The following is a 19314-nucleotide window of genomic DNA, read 5'->3' on the forward strand; positions in this document are numbered from 1 at the left end:
GCGGCGGGCGCCGTGTGCTTTACTCCCCGGTGATGTCCCGCACCGTCACCGCGATTATCAGCTAGCGCGCAGTCCCCGCCCCGACTGCGCGCAGACCTCCCGTTCCCGGGGGGTCTTTTTCGTGTCCGGACCGATTCCCCCCGGAGCCCCGATGACCACCCCCAGCACCCCCGCCACGGACTTCCACGTCTTCGACACCACCCTGCGCGACGGTGCGCAGCGCGAGGGCGTCAGCTACTCCGTGGCCGACAAGCTCGCCGTCGCGCGGCTGCTCGACGAGATCGGGGTCGGCTACATCGAGGGCGGCTGGCCGGGCGCGCTGCCCAAGGACACCGAGTTCTTCGCCCGCGCCCGCACGGAGCTGCAGCTGCGGCACGCGGTGCTGGTCGCCTTCGGCAGCACCCGCCGCGCCGGCGTCCGCGTCGAGGACGACCCGCAGGTGGCCGCCCTGCTGGCCGCCGGGACGCCGGTGGTCTGCCTGGTCGCCAAGTCCGACGTCCGGCACGTGCGCGAGGCGCTGCGCACGACGCTGGAGGAGAACCTGGCGATGGTGACCGACACGGTCGCCCACCTCGTCGCCCACGGCCGGCGGGTGTTCGTGGACTGCGAGCACTTCTTCGACGGATACGCCGCCGACCCCGACTACGGCGTCCGGGTGCTGGAGGCGGCCTTCGCCGCCGGCGCGGAGGTCGGGGTCCTCTGCGACACCAACGGCGGCATGCTGCCGACCGCGCTGGGGCGGGTGGTCGCCGACGTGCGGGCCCGGACGGCCGGGAAGCTCGGCATCCACTGCCAGGACGACACCGGCTGCGCCGTCGCCAACACGCTGGCCGCCGTCGAGGCCGGGGTCACCCACGTGCAGGGCACGGCCAACGGCTACGGGGAGCGGGCCGGCAACGCCGACACCTTCCAGCTGATCGCCAACCTGGTCACCAAGATGGGCATGCCGGTCGTGCCCGCCGAGTGCCTGCCCGAGCTGCAGCGGGTGAGCCACGCGATCGCCGAGCTGGCCAACATCGCCCCCGACGACCACCAGCCCTTCGTCGGTGCCTCGGCGTTCGCGCACAAGGCCGGCCTGCACGCCAGCGCGATCAAGGTCAGCCCGGAGCTCTACAACCACCTGGACCCGGCGGTCGTCGGCAACGACATGCGCATCCTGGTCACCGAGATGGCCGGGCGCGCCTCGGTCGAGCTCAAGGGCCGCGAGCTGGGGGTGGACCTCACCGGGCAGGCCGACGCCATCGGCCGGGTCGTGGACCAGGTCAAGGTGCTCGAGGCCGACGGCTGGTCGTTCGAGGCCGCCGACGCGAGCTTCGAGCTGCTGCTGCGCGCCGAGCTGCCCGACGCCCCGCCGCCGCTGTTCGAGCTGGAGAGCTACCGGGCCACCGTCGAGCACTGGGGCAACGGCCTGGTCGTCGGCGAGGCGACGGTCAAGGTGCACGTCCCCGACGAGGACGGGACGACGCGGCGGATCATCTCGACCGCCGAGGGCAACGGCCCGGTCAACGCGCTGGACACGGCGCTGCGCCAGGCGCTGGTCGGCCGCTACCCGCAGCTGGCCGGGGTCGAGCTCGCCGACTACAAGGTCCGCATCCTCGGCTGGAAGGGCGGCACCAGCGCCCGCACCCGCGTCCTCATCGACACCACCGACGGGGTGGGGGAGTGGACGACGGTCGGCGTGCACGACAACGTCGTCGAGGCCAGCTGGCACGCGCTGGTCGACGCGCTGACCTACGCCGTCCGCCACCGCTGACCGCCCGGCGCCGCCCCTTCGCGCCGGGCCGGCCCGGGCCGTGCCGGGCCGGGTGATGTGCGCCCAGGGCGTGTTCTCGGGCTCAGAACACGCCCTGGGTGCACATCACCCCGGGCTGCACGTCACCGCGTCGTAGCTCCCGGCGGTCAGGACTCGTCGAGGCGGGCGCGGAGCAGGCAGAACACGTTGCCCTCCGGATCGGCCAGCACGTGCCAGCTCTCCGCACCCGTCTGGCCGACGTCGGCCGGTACCGCGCCGAGGGCCAGGAGGCGCTGCAGCTCCGCCTCCTGGTCGCGGTCGGTCGGGTTGACGTCGACGTGCAGCCGCGACCTGGCGCGCGGCGGGTCGGCGACCGGGCCGAAGACGAGCGTGGGGGCCGGGCCCCCGAACCCCGCCTCGGGGCCGATCTCGACCGAGCCGTCCTCCTCGCGGCCCAGCACCCGGTACCCCAGGACCTCCGCCCACCAGGCGGCCAGCGCCTCGGGGTCCCGGCTGTCGACGACGATCTCGGAGAGACGGCAGGCCACGTCGCCCGACCGTAGGCGCCGGACGGCTGCGGCGCCGCCCGGTGCGGGGGTCAGTAGCCTCGACCCGTGCGCATCGTCCGTTTCGCCTCGCCCTCCGGCATGTCCTTCGGTGTCCTCGACGGCGACGGACAGGTCGCCCAGATCGAGGGCCACCCGTTCGGCACCATCTCCTTCACCGGGCAGCGGTTCCCGCAGGCCGACGTCCGCCTGCTCTCGCCGATCCTGCCGAGCAAGGTCGTCTGCGTCGGGAAGAACTACGCCGACCACGTGAAGGAGATGAACACCGGCGACGCGCCGAAGGAGCCGCTGCTGTTCCTCAAGCCCTCGACCTCGGTGATCGGCCCGGGCGACGCGATCCGCATCCCGCCGGGCAGCACCAACGTGCACCACGAGGCCGAGCTCGCCGTCGTCATCGGCGCCCGCGGTGCCCGCAACGTCAGCCCCGAGCAGGTCGCCGGCAGCGTCTTCGGTTACACGATCGGCAACGACGTGACCGAGCGCGACATGCAGCGCAGCGACGGGCAGTGGACCCGCGCCAAGGGCTTCGACTCGTTCTGCCCGCTCGGCCCCTGGATCGAGACCGACCTGCCCGGCATCGGCAAGGACCCGGCGGACCTGCAGGTCACCTGCACCGTCGACGGCGAGCTCCGCCAGGACGGGCGCACCAGCCAGCTGCTGTTCGACGTCCCGACGCTGATCTCCTACATCTCGAAGGTCATGACGCTGCTGCCCGGCGACGTCGTCCTCACCGGGACGCCGTCCGGCGTCGGTCCCATCGCCCCCGGCCAGCGCGTCGACGTCACGATCGAGGGCCTGGGGACGCTGACCAGCACCGTCTCCGGCGCCGACACCGTCTCCACCGCCGGGGGCGCGCGATGACGACCCCCACCGCCCCGGCCGGCGTGCGCACGCGCTTCTGCCCGTCGCCCACCGGCATGGTGCACGTCGGCCTGCTGCGCACGGCGCTGTTCAACTGGGCGCACGCGCGGCACAACGGCGGCACGTTCGTGTTCCGGATCGAGGACACCGACGCCGCCCGCGACTCCGAGGAGTCCTACCGGCACCTGCTCGACTGCCTGCGCTGGCTCGGGCTCGACTGGGACGAGGGCCCCGAGGTCGGCGGCCCGCACGGGCCCTACCGGCAGTCGGAGCGGTCCGAGGTCTACCGCGAGGTCGCCGCGAAGCTGCTCGCCTCCGGCCACGCCTACGAGTCGTTCTCCACCAACGAGGAGGTCGACGCGCGGCGCCTGGCCGCGGGCCAGGACCCCAAGCTCGGCTACGACAACGCCGACCGGTTCCTCACCGACGCGCAGAAGCAGGCGTTCCGCGACGAGGGCCGCTCCCCGGTGCTGCGGCTGCGGATGCCCGACACCGACCTGGCCTGGACCGACCTGGTGCGCGGCGAGGTCCGCTTCGCCGCGGGCTCGGTGCCCGACTTCGTCCTCGTCCGGGGCAACGGCGCGCCGCTGTACCCGTTCGTCAACCCGGTGGACGACGCCCTGATGGGCATCACCGACGTGCTGCGCGGCGAGGACCTGCTGCCCTCCACCCCACGCCAGATCGCGCTCTACCAGGCGCTGACCGACATCGGCGTCGCGCAGGGCACCCCCCGCTTCGGGCACCTGCCCTACGTCACCGGCGAGGGCAGCAAGAAGCTGTCCAAGCGCGACCCGCAGTCCAACGTCGACGTCTACCGCGAGCGCGGCTTCCTGCCCGAGGGCTTCGCCAACTACCTGGCGCTGCTCGGCTGGGCGATCGCCGACGACCGCGACGTCTTCTCCGTGGCCGAGATGGTCGAGGCCTTCGACGTCACCCGGGTCAGCGCCAACCCCGCGCGCTTCGACCTCAAGAAGGCCGAGGCGATCAACGCCACCCACCTGCGCGCGCTGCCGGCGGAGGAGTTCCTCGCCCGGGTCACGCCCTTCCTGGCCGGCGCCGGGCTGGTCGCCGACCCGCCGACGCCCGAGCAGGACCGGGTGCTGCGCGCGATCGCGCCGCTGGCGCAGGAGCGGATGATCGTGCTGTCCGACGCGGTCGGGCTGCTGGGCTTCCTGTTCACCGACGAGGTGGCGATCGACCCGGCGGCCGCGGCCAAGCAGCTGGCCGGGGACGACGCGGCGGAGGTGCTGGACGCCGCCACCGCGGCGCTGAGCGGCCTGTCCGACTGGTCGACGGCGGCCGTCGAGGAGGCGCTGCGGACGGCGCTGGTCGACGGGCTCGGGCGCAAGCCCCGGCAGGCGTTCGGCCCGGTGCGCGTCGCCGTCAGCGGCCGCACGGTGTCCCCGCCGCTGTACGAGTCCATCGAGCTGCTCGGCCGCGAGCGCACGCTGGCCCGGCTCGCGGCGGCACGGGCGCACGGGGGATGAGACCGGCCGGCGGGCCCGCGGAGGGGGACGAGCCCTACACGGGCCCGCCGCCCACCGGGCCCTACGGCGCCGCCCCGTTCGTGCCCGGCGCCCGGCCGACCGCGCACCTGCCGCCCGGTGCGCCGGGACCGGTGCCCTGGCCGCTGGGGCCGGTGCCGATGCCGCCCGGCCCGCACACGCACCTGCCGGGCGGACCCGGGCTCCCCGCCGCGGGGACGCCGGCGGGGAGCTCCCCGCCGTGGGGTGCCCCGCCGCCCTGGGGTGTCCCGCCGCCCTGGGGTGCCCCGCCCCCGTGGGGTGCGCCGCCGTGGGCCGCGCCGCCGTGGCCCGATCCGCCGCCGCACGACGTGCCCACGCCGTACGCGCTGATGATGAGGTCCCGGACGTGGCGTTGGTGGACGCCGCTGCTGGGTCTGCTGGTGCTGGCCGGCACCTACCTGGTGGCCGCCACCGCCGTCGTCTTCCTCGGCGCGGTCGGGCTGGTCGCCGGCGGCTCGTTCGACCCCGCGTTCGACGACCTCACCGACCCCTGGGTCCTGCTGGTCACCAACCTCGGCCTGGCCGTCGCGATCCCGGTGGTGTGGCTGAGCTGGGTCGCGGTGCACTCGATGCCGAAGGGGTCCTCCTCCTCGGTGCGGAGCAGGTTGCGTTGGGACCTGCTGCTGCGCTGGGTGCCCCCGGCGCTGCTGGTCCTGGGTGTCGCGCTGGCGCTGCAGGTGGCCCTCGGGCTCGCCTGGGACGGGCCGGTGGAGGTGCCCGGGCCGGCCGGCTCCGCGCTGCCGCTCATGGTCGTCGTGCTGCTCACCACCCCGCTGCAGTCGGCCGCCGAGGAGTACGTCTTCCGGGGCTACCTGAGCCAGGCGATCGCGGCCTGGGTGGGGCGCGAGCGCGCGGGGGAACTCGCGGCTGCCCTCCTGACGGCCACGCTGTTCTCGCTGGCCCACCTCCCGGGCGACGTCCTGCTGTTCCTCGACCGGTTCGCCTTCGGGCTGGCCGCCTCGGCGGTGGTGCGGCTCACCGGCGGTCTCGAGGCGGCGATCGTCCTGCACGCGGTGAACAACGTCCTGGTCTTCGCCCTCGCCGGCGTGCTGGGGGAGGGCGTGCCGGCCGACTCGGTCGTCACCGGTTGGGGCGGGCTGCTGACCGTCGTCCTCGACGTGCTCGCCCTGGTGGCCTACGTCGCGCTGGTGCACCGCCTGGCCGCCCGGCGGCCGCCGGACCTGCGGACCCCGGCGCTGGACCTCCGGCCCCCACCCGCCGCGGCACACCGCTGAGGAGGGGGGGTGCGTCGACCCGTCACCGGCGTCGGGTATGGTCGTACCTGCGCCGCGAGGCGTGCACGACCCTTGGGGTATGGGGTAATTGGCAGCCCGACGGTTTCTGGTTCCGTTAGTCTAGGTTCGAGTCCTGGTACCCCAGCGAGGACGCCGCTCTCCGGAGCGGCGCACTCACGCACCACTGCACGGCCCCGTCGTCTAGCGGCCCAGGACGCCGCCCTCTCACGGCGGTAGCGAGGGTTCGAATCCCTTCGGGGCTACGCACGCGAGAGCCCCCGGCCCCCGGCCGGGGGCTCTCGCCGTTCCCGGGGGTGGACCCCCGCCCGCCGGTGCCGGCCGGGGGCGTGGCAGGATGGGGAACGCACGGCCCCGTCGTCTAGCGGCCCAGGACGCCGCCCTCTCACGGCGGTAGCGAGGGTTCGAATCCCTTCGGGGCTACGCGTACGAGAGCCCCCGGCCCCCCGGCCGGGGGCTCTCGCCGTCCCCGGGGCCGGCCCGTTCGCGGCCGCCGCTGCTCGCCAGGCGGCTGACCTGCAGCGGGACTAGCGTTCCTGGACGGCGCGGCCCCGCCCGGGGGCGGCAGGGATGCGGGGTGGACGGTGATCCGGACCAGTCGCGTGCTGGCCGACGGGCGCGAGATCGTCTACTACGACGCCGATGGTTCGACCGCGACCCACGACGCCCCCGACCGGCGCGACCTCCCGCCGGTCGGCACGCGCTCGCGGCTGCGCTGGGACGCGCTGCTGGGGGAGTGGGTGGCCTACGCGGCGCACCGCCAGACCCGCACCTTCCTGCCGCCGGCCGACGAGTGCCCGCTGTGCCCCACCCGGCCCGGCCGCCCGCCGACCGAGGTGCCCGACGCCGACTACCAGGTCGTCGTCTTCGAGAACCGGTTCCCGTCGCTGGCCACCGGCGTCGACCGCGACGTGCCACCGGCCGCACCGGGCGCCCCGCACGCGGCCCAGCGGCCGGGGCTCGGGCGCTGCGAGGTCGTCGTCTTCACCAGCGACCACGACCGGGCCCCCGCCGACCTGTCGCCCGAGCGGCTGCGGCTGCTGGTCGACGTCTGGGCCGACCGCACCGAGGCGCTGTCGGCCCTCGAGGGCGTCGAGTACGTCTTCCCGTTCGAGAACCACGGCGAGGAGATCGGGGTGACCCTGTCCCACCCCCACGGCCAGGTGTACGGCTACTCCTACCTCCCGGCCCGTGCCGAGCGGGTGCTCGCCTCGGTCGAGCGGCACCGGGCCGCCGGCGGGGACCTGTTCGCCGAGGTGGTCGCGGCCGAGCGCGGCGGCCCGCGCGTCGTGACCGCCGGCGAGCACTGGACGGCGTTCGTCCCCGCCGCCGCCCGCTGGCCCTACGAGCTCCAGCTGTTCCCGCACCGGCGGGTCCCGGACCTGCCCGCGCTGACCGCGGCCGAACGCGACTCCCTGGCCGAGGTGCTGCGCGACGCGCTGGGCCGCTTCGCCCACCGCTTCGACGAGCCGATGAACTACATCGCCGCCTGGAACCAGGCCCCGGTGCGCCGCGGCCGCGAGGACTGGTGGCTGCACCTGCAGCTGTTCAGCCTCCGCCGGGCGCCGGGGAAGCTGAAGTACCTGGCCGGCTCGGAGTCGGGCATGGGCGCCTTCATCAGCGACACCGATCCCGAGGACGTCGCCGAGCAGCTGCGGGCGGTGGTCCTGCCGTGAGCGACGCCGAGCTGGGCGCCGCCGCCCGGGCCGCGTTCGTCGCCGCCTTCGACGCCGAGCCCGAGGGCGTGTGGGCCGCGCCGGGCCGGGTGAACGTGATCGGCGAGCACACCGACTACAACGAGGGCCTCGTGCTGCCCGTGGCGCTGCAGCAGACGACCCGCGCCGCGGTGGGCCGCCGCGACGACGGCCGGCTCGCGCTGGTCTCGGTGCAGCACCCGGACCAGCGGGCGGAGCTCGCCCTGGCCGACCTCGCGCCGGGCAACCCGCCCGGCTGGGCCGGCTACCCGGCCGGGGTGGTGCAGGTCCTGCGCGAGCGGGTGCCGGGCGGGGTGAGCGTGCTGGTCGACGGCGACGTCCCGGCCGGCATGGGCCTGTCGTCGTCGGCGGCGCTGTCGTGCTCGGTGGCGCTGGCGCTGCGGGACCTGGCCGCGCCGGAGCTGGCCCGCGCCGACCTGGTGGACGTCGCCCGCTCGGCCGAGAACGACTTCGTCGGGGCCCCGACCGGCATCCTCGACCAGTCGGCGTCGCTGCTGTGCACCGCCGGGCACGCGCTGTTCCTCGACACCCGCGACCGCAGCAGCGAGCAGGTCCCGCTGGACCTCGAGGCGGCCGGGCTGGTGCTGCTCGTCGTCGACACCGGGACGACGCACAGCCACGCCACCGGCGGCTACGGGGACCGCCGGCGCGAGTGCGCCCGGGCGGCCGAGCGGCTGGGCGTGCCGGCGCTGCGCGACGTCCCGGACGTCGCCGCCCTGGCGCCGCTGGACGACGGGACCGACGACGGCGCGGTCCTGCTCCGCCGCGCGCGGCACGTCGTCACCGAGGACGCCCGCGTGCTCCGGGTCGTCGAGGTGCTGCGCGGCACCGGGGACCCGCGGGCCGTCGGCGCCGTCCTCACCGCCGGTCACGCCTCGCTGCGCGAGGACTTCCAGATCTCCACGCCGGAGCTCGACACGGCCGTGGCCGCCGCCGTGGACGCCGGGGCCGCCGGGGCCCGCATGGTCGGCGGCGGATTCGGCGGCAGCGCGATCGTGCTGGCCGAGGCGGGGTCCGTCGATCGGGTGACCGAGGTGATCACGCGTCGATTCCGGGAAGAGGGGTACCCGCCGCCCCGCACCTCCCTCGTCGCGCCGGGACCGGGGGCCCGCCGGCTCACCTGAACACCGCACCAGGACTAGGAGGTCCGCGTGGACGAACTGCGCCTCGACGCCGAGCCGGTCGACTACCTGCTCGTCGTCGTCTACTTCGCCGTCGTGCTGATGATCGGTTTCGCCGCTCGCCGCCGGGTGTCCGACAGCCTGGACTTCTTCCTCTCGGGCCGCTCGCTGCCGGCCTGGGTCACCGGCCTGGCCTTCATCTCGGCCAACCTCGGCGCCGTCGAGATCGTCGGCATGTCGGCCAACGGCGCCCAGTACGGCATGCCGACCATGCACTACTTCTGGATCGGCGCCGTCCCGGCGATGCTGTTCCTCGGCGTCGTGATGATGCCCTTCTACTACGGGTCGAAGGTCCGCAGCGTGCCGGAGTTCATGCGCCGGCGCTTCGGCACCGGTGCCCACCTGGTGAACGCGATCAGCTTCGCCGTCGCCCAGGTGCTCATCGCCGGCATCAACCTGTACCTGCTGGCCAGCATCGTCGAGGCGCTGCTGGGCTGGCCGCTGTGGCTGTCGCTGGTGGTCGCGGCGGCGATCGTGCTCAGCTACATCACCCTCGGCGGCCTCTCCGCGGCGATCTACAACGAGGTGCTGCAGTTCTTCGTGATCGTCGCGGCGCTCACCCCGCTGACCCTCATCGGGCTGCACCGGGTCGGCGGCGTCGGCGGCCTCGTCGACGAGATCACCGACGCGGGCAACGAGAGCGACCTCAGCTCCTGGCCGGGCACCGACCTGACCGGCTTCACCAGTTCCTTCTGGTCGGTCATCGGCATCGTGTTCGGCCTCGGGTTCGTGCTCTCGTTCGGCTACTGGACGACGAACTTCGTCGAGGTCCAGCGGGCGATGGCGACCAAGTCGATGTCCGCGGCGCGCAGCACCCCGATCATCGGGTCGTTCCCGAAGATGTTCATCCCGTTCGTCGTGGTGATCCCGGGCATGATCGCCGCCGTCCTCGTGCCGGGCATCGAGCAGCTCAAGGCCGGCCAGGAGAGCAACCTCGACTACAACGACTCGATCCTCGCGCTGATCGCGAGCGTGCTGCCCAACGGGCTGCTCGGGGTCGCGATCGCCGGTCTGCTGGCGGCCTTCATGGCCGGCATGGCGGCCAACATCTCGGCCTTCAACACGGTGTTCAGCTACGACATCTGGCAGCAGTACGTGAAGAAGGACCGGCCCGACGGCTACTACCTGAACATCGGCCGCTGGGCGACCGTCGGGGCCACGGTCATCGCCATCGGGACGGCGCTCATCGCGTCGGGCTACAGCAACCTGATGGACTACCTGCAGACGCTGTTCGGCTTCTTCAACGCGCCGCTGTTCGCCACGTTCATCCTCGGCATGTTCTGGAAGCGGATGACGGCGACCGCCGGGTGGACCGGCCTGGTGTCGGGCACCCTGGCCGCCGTGGTCGTCGCCATCCTCAGCGAGGACGCGCTGGGCTCGCTGTCGACGGGCGCGCTCCCGCTCAGCGGGCAGGGCGCCAGCTTCGTGGCCGCCGGCGCGGCGTTCGCCGTCGACATCCTGGTCAGCGTCGCGGTCACCCAGGTGACGGCGCCCAAGCCGGTGGAGGCGCTCGTCGGCCTCGTCTACTCCGAGACCCCCAAGGAGCAGCGCACCGACCCGGACGCGCACCGGCTGCCCTGGTACCAGTCGCCGACCAAGCTGGCGGGCATCTCGCTGGTCATGGTCATCGCCCTGAACCTGATCTTCCGCTGAGGAGCCCTCGATGAGCAGCACGCCCGTGGAGCAGTCCTCCGGCCGCAAGCACGCCGCCGGGGCGTTCGACGTCCGCAACGTGATCGCCGCGCTGATCGGCTTCTACGGCGTCGTCCTGGTGGTCGTCGGCCTGTTCGGCGAGACCGCCGCCGACCGGGAGAAGACCGGCGGGGTGAACGCCAACCTCTGGGCCGGGCTCGCGATGGTGGTCGTCGCCCTGGGCTTCTTCCTCTGGACGAGGTGGCGGCCGATCGTGGTCGAGCCGACCCACGCCCCGGGGGAGGGCACCGACGACGGCACGGGCGCGGCACCGGGGCACGCCCCGCACTGACGGCGCGCGAGGCGGGTCCCGGGGGGCCGCGGCGGGCGTAGCCTCCCCACCGTGGCCAGCCGGCTGTTCGCGGCGGTGTACGACCGCTTCATGCAGGGCACCGAGGACGCGGGTCTGCGGGAGATGCGAGCGGAGCTCCTCACCCGGGCGCGCGGCGAGGTGCTCGAGGTCGGCGCGGGCACGGGGCGCAACGTCGTCCTGTACCCGGACGCGGTGACCCGCCTGGTGCTGACCGAGCCGAGCCCGTACATGGCCCGGCGGCTGCGCGAGCGGCTCGCCGCGGAGACGCCGGGACGTTCGGCGGAGGTGGTCGAGGCCCCGGCCGAGTCGCTGCCGTTCCCCGACGCGTCCTTCGACACGGTGGTCTCCACGCTCGTCCTGTGCAGCGTCGCCGACCCCCCGCGGGCCGTCGCCGAGATCCACCGCGTGCTGCGCCCCGGCGGGACGCTGCTCTACCTCGAGCACGTCCGGGGCGACGGCGGGCGGCTCGTCCGCTGGCAGGACCGCCTGGAGCGCCCGTGGGGGTGGGTCGCCGACGGCTGCCACCCCAACCGCGACACCACGGCCGCCCTCCGGCGGGCCGGCTTCACCGTCGACGACGTCGTCCGGTCGCGGCTGCCGCAGGCGCCGGCGCTGGTGCGCCCGCTGGACGTGGCGGCCGCCCGCCGCGACTAGCTCCCGGCCACCGTCACCGGCACCCGCTGCACCAGGTTGTTCGCCATGCCCTGGCGGTTCCACTCCTGCTCCAGCGGCTGGGCGCCCTCGGCGTCGGCGGCCCGGACGACCAGCTCGTGCCGGCCGGGGACCGCCGTCCACGGGCACGACCAGGCCCGCCAGGCGGCGGGGTGCGCCGGGTCGACGGGGGCCAGCTCCGCGGCGGTCCAGGTGTCACCGCCGTCGCTGCTGACCTCGACCGAGACGACCGGTGCCCGCCCCGACCAGGCGCGGCCGGTCAGCACCACCGGGCCCGGCCGCAGGAACCGCTCGCGGGTCATGAAGTCCGGCCAGCCGGGCGGGGCCATCAGCGCGCGCGGGCGGATCCGGTCCACCGGGACGCCGGGGTCGTCGCGGTCGACCGCCAGCCGGTAGGCCGTCGCGTTCTGGAAGCCCTCGAAGGGCCGCTCCAGGACCTCGATGCGGGTCAGCCACTTCACGTGTGCCATGCCGTACCAGCCGGGGACGACGAGCCGCAGGGGCGCCCCGTGCTGCGGCGGGAGGTCCGCGCCGTCCATCCCCCAGGCCAGCAGGACGTCGGGGCGCAGCGCCTCGGCCACCGGCAGCGCCCGCGCGTAGTCCTGCTCCACGCCGCGCTCGACGCCGTGGTCGGCGCCGGTGAGGACGACGTCGACCGCTCGGGGCGAGACCCCGGCCTCGGTCAGCAGCCCGGCCAGGGAGGTGCCGGTCCACGCGGCGGTGCCCACCGCCTCGAGCAGCCACGGCTGGCTGACCGGCCGCGGCGCGAACCGGGCCCGCCCGTTGCCGGCACACTCCAGGGTCACCCGCGAGGTCAGCGCGGGCCGGGCCCGCAGCGCGGTCAGGTCCAGGGTGAGCGGCCGGTCGACGGCGCCGGTGACCTGCAGCCGCCAGGTGCGCGGGTCGACCGCGGGGATGTCGTAGTGGGTCAGGACGTAGTGCAGGCCGGGCGGGGTGACGTCGTAGCGCAACGCCTCCAGGGGCAGGCCGTGGTTGCGGGTGGCCAGGGCCAGCTCGTCGAGCCCGATGCCCTCGCCGGGCGCGGCGATCCGGGCGCGGCCCGTGGCCGCGGTGTCGGTGACGGTCATGCCGGGGTGTGTACGCCGGGGGCGCCCGCGAGGGAAGGGTCCTTCCTCAGCGGGCGGCGCGGCCGATCGCGCCGGCGGCCTCGAGCACCGCGGTGACGACCTCCGGGGACGGGCGCCGGCCGAGCCGCTCGACGGGGCCGCTGATCGACACCGCGCCGAGGACCCCGCCGGTGGCGTCGCGCACCGGCGCGGACAGGGACGCCACGCCGGGCTCGCGCTCGGCGATGCTGTGCGCCCAGCCGCGCCGGCGGACGTCGAGCAGCGTGCGGGCGGTGAAGCTCGCGGCGGGCAGCAGCGGCGTCACCTCGTCGGCGGGGGCGAAGGCCAGCAGCGCGTGCGCGGCCGACCCCGCCGTCATCGGCAGCCGGGCGCCGACCGGCACGGTGTCGCGCAGCCCGGAGGTGCGCTCGGCCGCGGCGATGCAGACGCGCGCCGCGCCGTCGCGCACGTAGAACTGGGCGCTCTCCCCGCTGCTGTCGCGCAGGGTCACCAGGTGCCGCCCGGCCAGCTCGCCCAGGTCGGCGCCGCCGCGGTTGAGCTCGGCCAGCCCCGGCCCGGGCGCCCACGCCCCGGCGTCGGTGCGCCGCACGAGCCGGTGGCCCTCGAGCGCGACCGCCAGCCGGTGCGCGGTCGCCCGCGGCAGGCCGGTGCGGGCGACGAGCTCGGCGAGCGTGGCCGGTTCCTCGGCGACGGCGCGGAGGATGGCCACGGCTTTGTCGAGAACGGCAACGGGGTTAGGCTGTCCCACACAGCAATACTCGCATCCCACTGCGTGAGAAACCAGGGGGACGTGCTCACCGAGAGGGACACCACCGTGCCGAAGACCCTGGCCGAGAAGGTCTACGACGCCCACGTCGTGCGCAGCACCGAGGGCGAGCCCGACCTGCTCTACATCGACCTGCACCTCGTGCACGAGGTGACCAGCCCCCAGGCCTTCGACGGTCTCCGGGCCGCCGGGCGCCGGGTGCGCCGGCCCGACCTCACGATGGCGACCGAGGACCACAACGTCCCCACCCTCGACATCCTCGCGCCGATCGCCGACCCGGTGAGCCGCGCGCAGGTCGAGGCGCTGCGCCGCAACGCCGCGGAGTTCGGCATCCGGCTGGCCCCGATGGGCGACCGCGACCAGGGCATCGTGCACGTGATCGGCCCGCAGCTGGGGCTGACCCAGCCGGGCATGACGATCGTCTGCGGCGACAGCCACACCTCGACCCACGGTGCCTTCGGCGCGCTCGCCTTCGGCATCGGCACCAGCGAGGTCGAGCACGTGCTGGCCACCCAGACCCTGCCGCAGTACCGCCCGAAGCAGATGGCGGTCACCGTCGACGGCGAGCTGCCCCCCGGCGTCAGCGCCAAGGACGTGATCCTCGCCGTCATCGCCCAGATCGGCACCGGCGGCGGCCAGGGCCACGTCATCGAGTACCGCGGCAGCGCCATCGAGAAGATGTCGATGGAGGCCCGGATGACCATCTGCAACATGTCGATCGAGGCCGGCGCCAAGGCGGGGCTGATCGCCCCGGACCGGACCACCTTCGACTTCCTCCAGGGCAAGCCGCACGCCCCGCAGGGTGCGGACTGGGACGCCGCGGTCGAGTACTGGTCGACGCTGCGCACCGACGAGGGCGCCGTCTTCGACCGCGAGGTGCACATCGACGCCGCCTCGCTCACCCCGTTCGTCACCTGGGGCACCAACCCCGGGCAGGGCCTGCCCATCGGCGAGCGGGTGCCCGACCCGGCCGACTTCGCCGACGAGAACGAGCGCCGCGACGTCGAGGGCGCGCTGGCCTACATGGGCCTGACCCCCGGCACGCCGCTGCGCGAGGTCGAGGTCGACACCGTCTTCCTCGGGTCCTGCACCAACGGCCGGATCGAGGACCTGCGGGTCGCCGCCGAGCTGCTGCGCGGCCGGCGCATCGACGCGAGCACCCGCATGCTCGTCGTCCCCGGGTCGGTCGCGGTCAAGGCGCAGGCCGAGGCCGAGGGCCTGGACCGGGTCTTCACCGAGGCCGGCGCCGAGTGGCGCGGGGCCGGGTGCTCGATGTGCCTGGGCATGAACCCCGACCAGCTCGCGCCGGGGGAGCGGTCGGCCTCCACCAGCAACCGCAACTTCCAGGGCCGGCAGGGCAAGGGCGGGCGCACCCACCTGGTGTCCCCGGCCGTCGCGGCTGCCACCGCCCTCACCGGGAGGCTCACCGCCCCCGCCGACCTCGCGTCCGCCGACGCCTGACCGCTGGAGTTCTGCCATGGACGCCTTCACCACCCACACCGGCACGGCCGCCCCGCTGCGCCGCAGCAACGTCGACACCGACCAGATCATCCCGGCCGAGTACCTCAAGCGGATCACCCGGACCGGCTTCGAGGACGGCCTGTTCGTCGCCTGGCGGACCAACGAGCCGGACTTCGTGCTCAACCAGCCGCAGTACCAGGACGCCTCGATTCTGGTGGCCGGCCCGGACTTCGGGACGGGCTCCTCGCGCGAGCACGCGAACTGGGCGCTGCTCGACGGCGGCTTCCGCGTGGTCATCAGCTCGCGCTTCGCCGACATCTTCCGCAACAACTCGACCAAGGCCGGCCTGCTCACGGTGATCCTGCCGCAGGACGAGGTCGAGGCGCTGTGGACCGCTATCGAGGCCGACCCGGCGCTGCCGGTCACCGTCGACCTGCGGGCCAAGGAGGTCCGGTACGCCGGCCACTCGGTGTCCTTCGACATCGACGACTACGTCCGCTGGCGGCTGCTGGAGGGGCTGGACGACGTCGGCCTCACCGAGCGGCACCTCGACGACATCCAGGCGTACGAGTCCGCCCGCCCGTCCTGGAAGCCGAAGGCCCTCCCGGCGCTCCCGGCCTGACCGCCCCCGGCATGGGAAGCGATCCCCACGTCCTGCGCTCCGGGACGTGGGGATCGCTTCCCATGCCTCAGGCCCCCGGGTCCTCGGGGGCGACGTCGCGGTAGTAGTCGGCCAGCAGCGCGCCCGGGTGGCCGCCGAGCACCCAGGTGCTGCCCTTGGCCGCCGGCGGCCACAGCGCACCGGCCACCCCCGCCCAGCGCACCCCGAGGGCCATGAGGATCGACGGGATCGCGCCGCCCTGGCTGCACACCACGGTGACGCCGGGGGTCGGCCGCGGCTCGAGGAACCGCTCGACCGCCGCCATCGCCGCCTGCGGATCGGCCTCGAACTCCTCCTCGCCCACCTCGGGCAGCGCCTGCACCGGCAGCCCGAGCGACTCGGCGAGGGGCTCCACCGTCTCCCGGCAGCGGGTGCGCTCGGCCGACAGCACCGCCGTCGGCGCGAACAGCGGCAGCACCCGCGCGAGCTGCCGCGCCTGCCGGCGGCCCTTGCCGTCCAGCGGGCGCAGGTCGTCGTCGCCGTCCCACTCCGACCGGCTGCCCGCCCGCGCGTGGCGCACCAGCAGCAGGGTGGGGGAGCGGGGGACGTCGGTGCGCGCCAGGTCGGCCAGCACGTCGCGGTCGTGGTCGTGGGTGACCAGCGCGGCGGCCTCGTCCAGCGGCAGCCAGCGCAGCTCGTCGGTCTCCTCGCCCGCCTCGAACGCGCCGCCCACGGCCTCCATCAGCCAGTAGTCGACCCGCTTGGTGCTGCCGTCGACCGGGTACTCGATGCGCCGGCTGCGCCGCCCGACGACGACGGACAGCCCGGTCTCCTCGACGACCTCGCGGACGGCGGTCTCCAGCAGCGCCTCGCCGCCGTCGACCTTCCCCTTGGGCAGCGACCAGTCGTCGTAGCGCGGCCGGTGCACCACCGCCGTCTCGACGCCCCCGTCGCCGGCCCGCCGCCACACCGCCCCGCCGGCGGCCGCGATCACCGTCCCGGCCATCGGCTCAGACCGCCGACTCGACCACGCCGGCGATGAGGCCGGCCTGGTGGTCGCGGCCGTCGCGGCGGGTCCAGCGGGCGTCGGGGCCGAGCTCCCAGCAGCGCACGTCGGGCGCCATCGCCGAGTCGAACATGGCCCCCAGCTGGCGCTGCGCGTGCTCGTCGCACACCCGCAGCAGCACCTCCACCCGCCGGTCGAGGTTGCGGTGCATGAGGTCGGCGCTGCCGATCCACCACTCGCCCTCGCCGCCGTTGCGGAAGTGGAAGACGCGGGAGTGCTCGAGGAAGCGGCCCACGATGGAGTGCACGCGGATGTTCTCCGACATCCCCGCCACCCCCGGCCGCAGCGCGCAGATGCCGCGGATGAACAGCTCCACCGGCACCCCCGCGCACGAGGCGGCGTAGAGGGCGTCGATGACCTGCTCGTCGACCAGCGAGTTCACCTTGATCCGGATGCCGGCGGTGCGGCCCTCCTCGGCGTGCCGGGCCTCGCGGCGGATCTTCTCCACCAGCCCCGACCGGACGCCGTTCGGGGCGACCATCAGCTGGCGGTAGGTCGTCTGCCGGGAGTAGCCGGTCAGCGTGTTGAACAGGTCGGTGAGGTCGGCGCCGACCCGTGGGTCGGCGGTCAGGATGCCCAGGTCCTCGTAGATCCGGGCCGTCTTCGGGTTGTAGTTGCCGGTCCCGATGTGGCAGTAGCGGCGGATGACCCCGCCCTCCCGGCGGACGACCAGGGCGGTCTTGCAGTGGGTCTTCAACCCGACCAGGCCGTAGACGACGTGGCAGCCGGCCCGCTCCAGCTCGCGCGCCCAGGAGATGTTGGCCTCCTCGTCGAAGCGGGCCTTGATCTCGACGAGGACGACGACCTGCTTGCCCGAGGCCGCCGCGTCGATCAGCGCGTTGACGATCGGCGAGTCACCCGAGGTGCGGTACAGCGTCTGCTTGATCGCCAGCACGTTCGGGTCGGCGGCGGCCTGCTCGATGAAGCGCTGCACGCTGGTGGCGAACGAGTGGTACGGGTGGTGGACCAGCACGTCGCCCTCGCGCAGGGTGGCGAAGACGCTCTTGGGGGTCTCGCCCTCGGACAGGCGCGGGTGCGTGGCCGGCACGAACGGCTCGTCCTTGAGCTCGGGCCGGTCCAGGTCGTACAGCGCCATAAGCGCGGCCAGGTCGAGCAGCCCCGGGACGGTGACGACGTCCTGCGGGTCGACCTCCAGCTCCGACACCAGGACGTCGAGGATGCGCGGGTCCATCGTCTCGTGGACCTCCAGCCGCACGGCCGGGCCGAACCGGCGGCGGGCCAGCTCGCGCTCCAGCGCCTGCAGCAGGTCCTCGTCGCGGTCCTCCTCGACCTCGAGGTCGGCGTTGCGGGTGACGCGGAACAGGTGGTGGTCCAGCACGTCCAGGCCGGGGAACAGCTGCGGAAGGTGCGCGGCGATGAGGTCCTCCAGCGGGAGGAAGGTCGCCTGCTGGTCCCCCGCGGACACCTGCACGAAGCGCGGCACGTTGTTGGGCACCTTGAGCCGGGCGAAGCGGGGCGCGCCGGTGTCGGGGTCGCGCACGGAGACGGCGAGGTTGAGCGACAGCCCGCTGATGTAGGGGAACGGGTGCGCCGGGTCGACCGCCAGCGGGGTGAGGACCGGGAACACCTGGTCGCGGAAGTACTCGCGCAGCCGCAGCGCCTCGGCGTCGGCCAGGTCGTCCCAGTGCACGATCCGGATGCCCGCGGCCTCCAGCATCGGCCGCACGTCGGTGGCGAAGCACTGCGCGTGCCGGTGCACCAGCTCCTGGGTGCGCTCGGTGACCCGCGCCAGCTGCTCGCGGATGGTCAGCCCGTCGGGGGAGCGCACCGTCAGCCCGGTGCTCTGCCGCCGCTTGAGGCCGGCGATGCGGACCATGAAGAACTCGTCGAGGTTGCTGGCGAAGATCGCCAGGAACTTCATGCGCTCCAGCAGGGGCAGGCCGTCGTCCTCGGCGAGCTCGAGCACCCGGGCGTTGAAGTCCAGCCACGACAGCTCCCGGTTGAGGAACCGGTCGGCGGGGAGCTCGGCACGGGCAGCGGGGGTCTCGGTCGTCGTCTCGGCCACGGGTTCATCGTGCCGCAGGGAGGTGAACGGCGAGTGACCGAAGCGAGGGGTGCGCGTCACCCCGCGGCGCCCCGCGCGGGCAGCCGGGGCAGCAGCGCCGCGGTCGTGGGGCCCAGGCCCAGGGCCGCTGCCGCCGCGAGGTCGGCGGGCGTGTCGACGTCGCGCCGCAGGCCCGGCCAGGCCCCGGCCAGGGCCACCGCGCCGGAGTCCGCGTGGGCGCGCGCCGACCCGGTGCCGAAGCGCGGGTCCAGGTCGGTCCCGCGCGCGGTGAGCAGGGTGGTGCCGGTGCCGGACGCGTCGGTCACGAGGCCGCGTGGCACCGCCGCCGCGGCCGACAGCGCCGCCGCCAGCTCGGCCGGCCGCAGCGCGGGCAGGTCGGAGGAGAGCGCGGCCACCGCCGCCGTCCGCGCGGCCCGGGCGCCGTGGGCCAGGGCGGGGTTGAGGCCGCGGTCGGGCTCGTCACCCACCGTCCGCGCGCCCAGGCCGGTGACCACCGCGGCGGCGTCCTCGTCGTCGGTGACGACGAGGACCTCGGCGATCGACACGCCGTGGCCGGCGGCGGCCAGGGCGGCCGCGACGGTGTCGGCCAGCAGCGCGAGCACGAGGTCGGCGTGCAGCTGCCGGGCGGCGCCGGTCAGCGGGGACAGGCGGGTCTTCGCCACCGTCAGCCGCTTGGCGGGGACGACGACGGACCACTCCACGGCCACAATGTGAGCACACCGCCCGGGCCGGGCGGAGCGCCCGCGGGGACCCGGTGGGCGGCCGCGCCCGCGCGGGGGTCGATCATGGCAGGCG

17 protein-coding genes and 3 tRNA genes are annotated in these 19314 nt (G+C 74.6%); 14 read left to right on the top strand and 6 right to left on the bottom strand.

What is annotated here, in order from left to right:
- Positions 1 to 151 precede the first annotated feature (151 nt).
- On the top strand, positions 152 to 1753 hold the full coding sequence (cimA, locus tag ACI781_RS14320; protein ID WP_456566783.1) for a citramalate synthase: 1602 nt from the start codon (positions 152 to 154) through the stop codon (positions 1751 to 1753).
- A 146-nt stretch (positions 1754 to 1899) separates the two neighbouring features.
- Here cimA and ACI781_RS14325 read toward each other — a convergent pair whose 3' ends face one another.
- A complete protein-coding gene (locus ACI781_RS14325; protein ID WP_456566784.1) occupies positions 1900 to 2280 on the bottom strand; it encodes a VOC family protein in 381 nt (126 codons plus the stop codon).
- Positions 2281 to 2346: 66 nt separating this feature from the next.
- Here ACI781_RS14325 and ACI781_RS14330 point away from each other — a divergent pair, with 66 nt between their 5' ends.
- From ACI781_RS14330 to ACI781_RS14380, 11 genes are all read left to right on the top strand, one after another.
- Entirely contained in the window at positions 2347 to 3159 is an 813-nt protein-coding gene (locus ACI781_RS14330; RefSeq protein ID WP_456566785.1) for a fumarylacetoacetate hydrolase family protein, read from the top strand.
- Positions 3156 to 4646, top strand: a complete 1491-nt coding sequence (gene gltX / locus ACI781_RS14335; protein WP_456566786.1) for a glutamate--tRNA ligase — start codon at positions 3156 to 3158, stop codon at positions 4644 to 4646. Before ACI781_RS14330 ends, gltX begins: the two co-directional genes overlap by 4 nt.
- Positions 4647 to 5017: 371 nt before the next feature.
- On the top strand, positions 5018 to 5920 hold the full coding sequence (locus ACI781_RS14340; RefSeq protein ID WP_456566787.1) for a CPBP family intramembrane glutamic endopeptidase: 903 nt from the start codon (positions 5018 to 5020) through the stop codon (positions 5918 to 5920).
- Positions 5921 to 5993: 73 nt separating this feature from the next.
- Positions 5994 to 6065, top strand: a tRNA-Gln gene (locus tag ACI781_RS14345).
- 45 nt (positions 6066 to 6110) lie between these two features.
- Positions 6111 to 6183 (top strand) — tRNA-Glu (locus tag ACI781_RS14350).
- Between the two features lie 105 nt (positions 6184 to 6288).
- Positions 6289 to 6361: transfer RNA gene (locus ACI781_RS14355), tRNA-Glu, on the top strand.
- Between the two features lie 161 nt (positions 6362 to 6522).
- A complete protein-coding gene (galT, locus tag ACI781_RS14360) occupies positions 6523 to 7614 on the top strand; it encodes a galactose-1-phosphate uridylyltransferase (RefSeq protein ID WP_456566788.1) in 1092 nt (363 codons plus the stop codon).
- On the top strand, positions 7611 to 8777 hold the full coding sequence (gene galK / locus ACI781_RS14365; protein WP_456566789.1) for a galactokinase: 1167 nt from the start codon (positions 7611 to 7613) through the stop codon (positions 8775 to 8777). Before galT ends, galK begins: the two co-directional genes overlap by 4 nt.
- Before the next feature lie 27 nt (positions 8778 to 8804).
- A complete protein-coding gene (locus ACI781_RS14370; protein ID WP_456566790.1) occupies positions 8805 to 10487 on the top strand; it encodes a sodium:solute symporter family protein in 1683 nt (560 codons plus the stop codon).
- A 10-nt stretch (positions 10488 to 10497) separates the two neighbouring features.
- Positions 10498 to 10818: a hypothetical protein gene (locus ACI781_RS14375; RefSeq protein WP_456566791.1), complete on the top strand. Its 321-nt coding sequence runs from the start codon at positions 10498 to 10500 to the stop codon at positions 10816 to 10818.
- Between the two features lie 51 nt (positions 10819 to 10869).
- Positions 10870 to 11493, top strand: coding sequence for a class I SAM-dependent methyltransferase (locus ACI781_RS14380; protein ID WP_456566792.1), 624 nt, complete (start codon positions 10870 to 10872; stop codon positions 11491 to 11493).
- On the opposite strand, the gene ACI781_RS14385 is transcribed toward ACI781_RS14380, so the two are convergent.
- A complete protein-coding gene (locus ACI781_RS14385) occupies positions 11490 to 12599 on the bottom strand; it encodes a sulfite oxidase (RefSeq protein ID WP_456566793.1) in 1110 nt (369 codons plus the stop codon). The genes ACI781_RS14380 and ACI781_RS14385 overlap by 4 nt on opposite strands.
- A gap of 46 nt (positions 12600 to 12645) precedes the next feature.
- Positions 12646 to 13308: an IclR family transcriptional regulator gene (locus ACI781_RS14390; RefSeq protein WP_456566794.1), complete on the bottom strand. Its 663-nt coding sequence runs from the start codon at positions 13306 to 13308 to the stop codon at positions 12646 to 12648.
- An 81-nt stretch (positions 13309 to 13389) separates the two neighbouring features.
- Here ACI781_RS14390 and leuC point away from each other — a divergent pair, with 81 nt between their 5' ends.
- Complete coding sequence (gene leuC / locus ACI781_RS14395) at positions 13390 to 14826, top strand: 3-isopropylmalate dehydratase large subunit (protein WP_456566795.1); 1437 nt, start codon at positions 13390 to 13392, stop codon at positions 14824 to 14826.
- A 16-nt stretch (positions 14827 to 14842) separates the two neighbouring features.
- Complete coding sequence (leuD, locus tag ACI781_RS14400; RefSeq protein ID WP_456566796.1) at positions 14843 to 15448, top strand: 3-isopropylmalate dehydratase small subunit; 606 nt, start codon at positions 14843 to 14845, stop codon at positions 15446 to 15448.
- Between the two features lie 67 nt (positions 15449 to 15515).
- Here the strand turns inward: leuD and ACI781_RS14405 are convergent, their stop codons facing one another.
- From ACI781_RS14405 to cofC, 3 genes are read right to left on the bottom strand one after another with little or no spacing between them, the layout of a single operon-like run.
- Positions 15516 to 16433, bottom strand: coding sequence for an NUDIX hydrolase (locus ACI781_RS14405; protein WP_456566797.1), 918 nt, complete (start codon positions 16431 to 16433; stop codon positions 15516 to 15518).
- Between the two features lie 4 nt (positions 16434 to 16437).
- Complete coding sequence (locus ACI781_RS14410) at positions 16438 to 18519, bottom strand: RNA degradosome polyphosphate kinase (RefSeq protein WP_456566798.1); 2082 nt, start codon at positions 18517 to 18519, stop codon at positions 16438 to 16440.
- Between the two features lie 56 nt (positions 18520 to 18575).
- Positions 18576 to 19220, bottom strand: a complete 645-nt coding sequence (gene cofC / locus ACI781_RS14415) for a 2-phospho-L-lactate guanylyltransferase (protein ID WP_456566799.1) — start codon at positions 19218 to 19220, stop codon at positions 18576 to 18578.
- Positions 19221 to 19314 lie beyond the last annotated feature (94 nt).

The organism is Blastococcus sp. SYSU D00695 (genome assembly GCF_054050555.1).

What these genes read in the sequence shown, in the direction of transcription:
- cimA (WP_456566783.1), top strand. Translation starts at nt 152, where the DNA reads ATGACCACCCCCAGCACCCCCGCCACGGACTTCCACGTCTTCGACACC.
- gltX (WP_456566786.1), top strand. Translation starts at nt 3,156, where the DNA reads ATGACGACCCCCACCGCCCCGGCCGGCGTGCGCACGCGCTTCTGCCCG.
- ACI781_RS14340 (WP_456566787.1), top strand. Translation starts at nt 5,018, where the DNA reads ATGAGGTCCCGGACGTGGCGTTGGTGGACGCCGCTGCTGGGTCTGCTG.
- ACI781_RS14375 (WP_456566791.1), top strand. Translation starts at nt 10,498, where the DNA reads ATGAGCAGCACGCCCGTGGAGCAGTCCTCCGGCCGCAAGCACGCCGCC.
- ACI781_RS14385 (WP_456566793.1), bottom strand. Translation starts at nt 12,599, where the DNA reads ATGACCGTCACCGACACCGCGGCCACGGGCCGCGCCCGGATCGCCGCG.
- leuD (WP_456566796.1), top strand. Translation starts at nt 14,843, where the DNA reads ATGGACGCCTTCACCACCCACACCGGCACGGCCGCCCCGCTGCGCCGC.
- ACI781_RS14405 (WP_456566797.1), bottom strand. Translation starts at nt 16,433, where the DNA reads ATGGCCGGGACGGTGATCGCGGCCGCCGGCGGGGCGGTGTGGCGGCGG.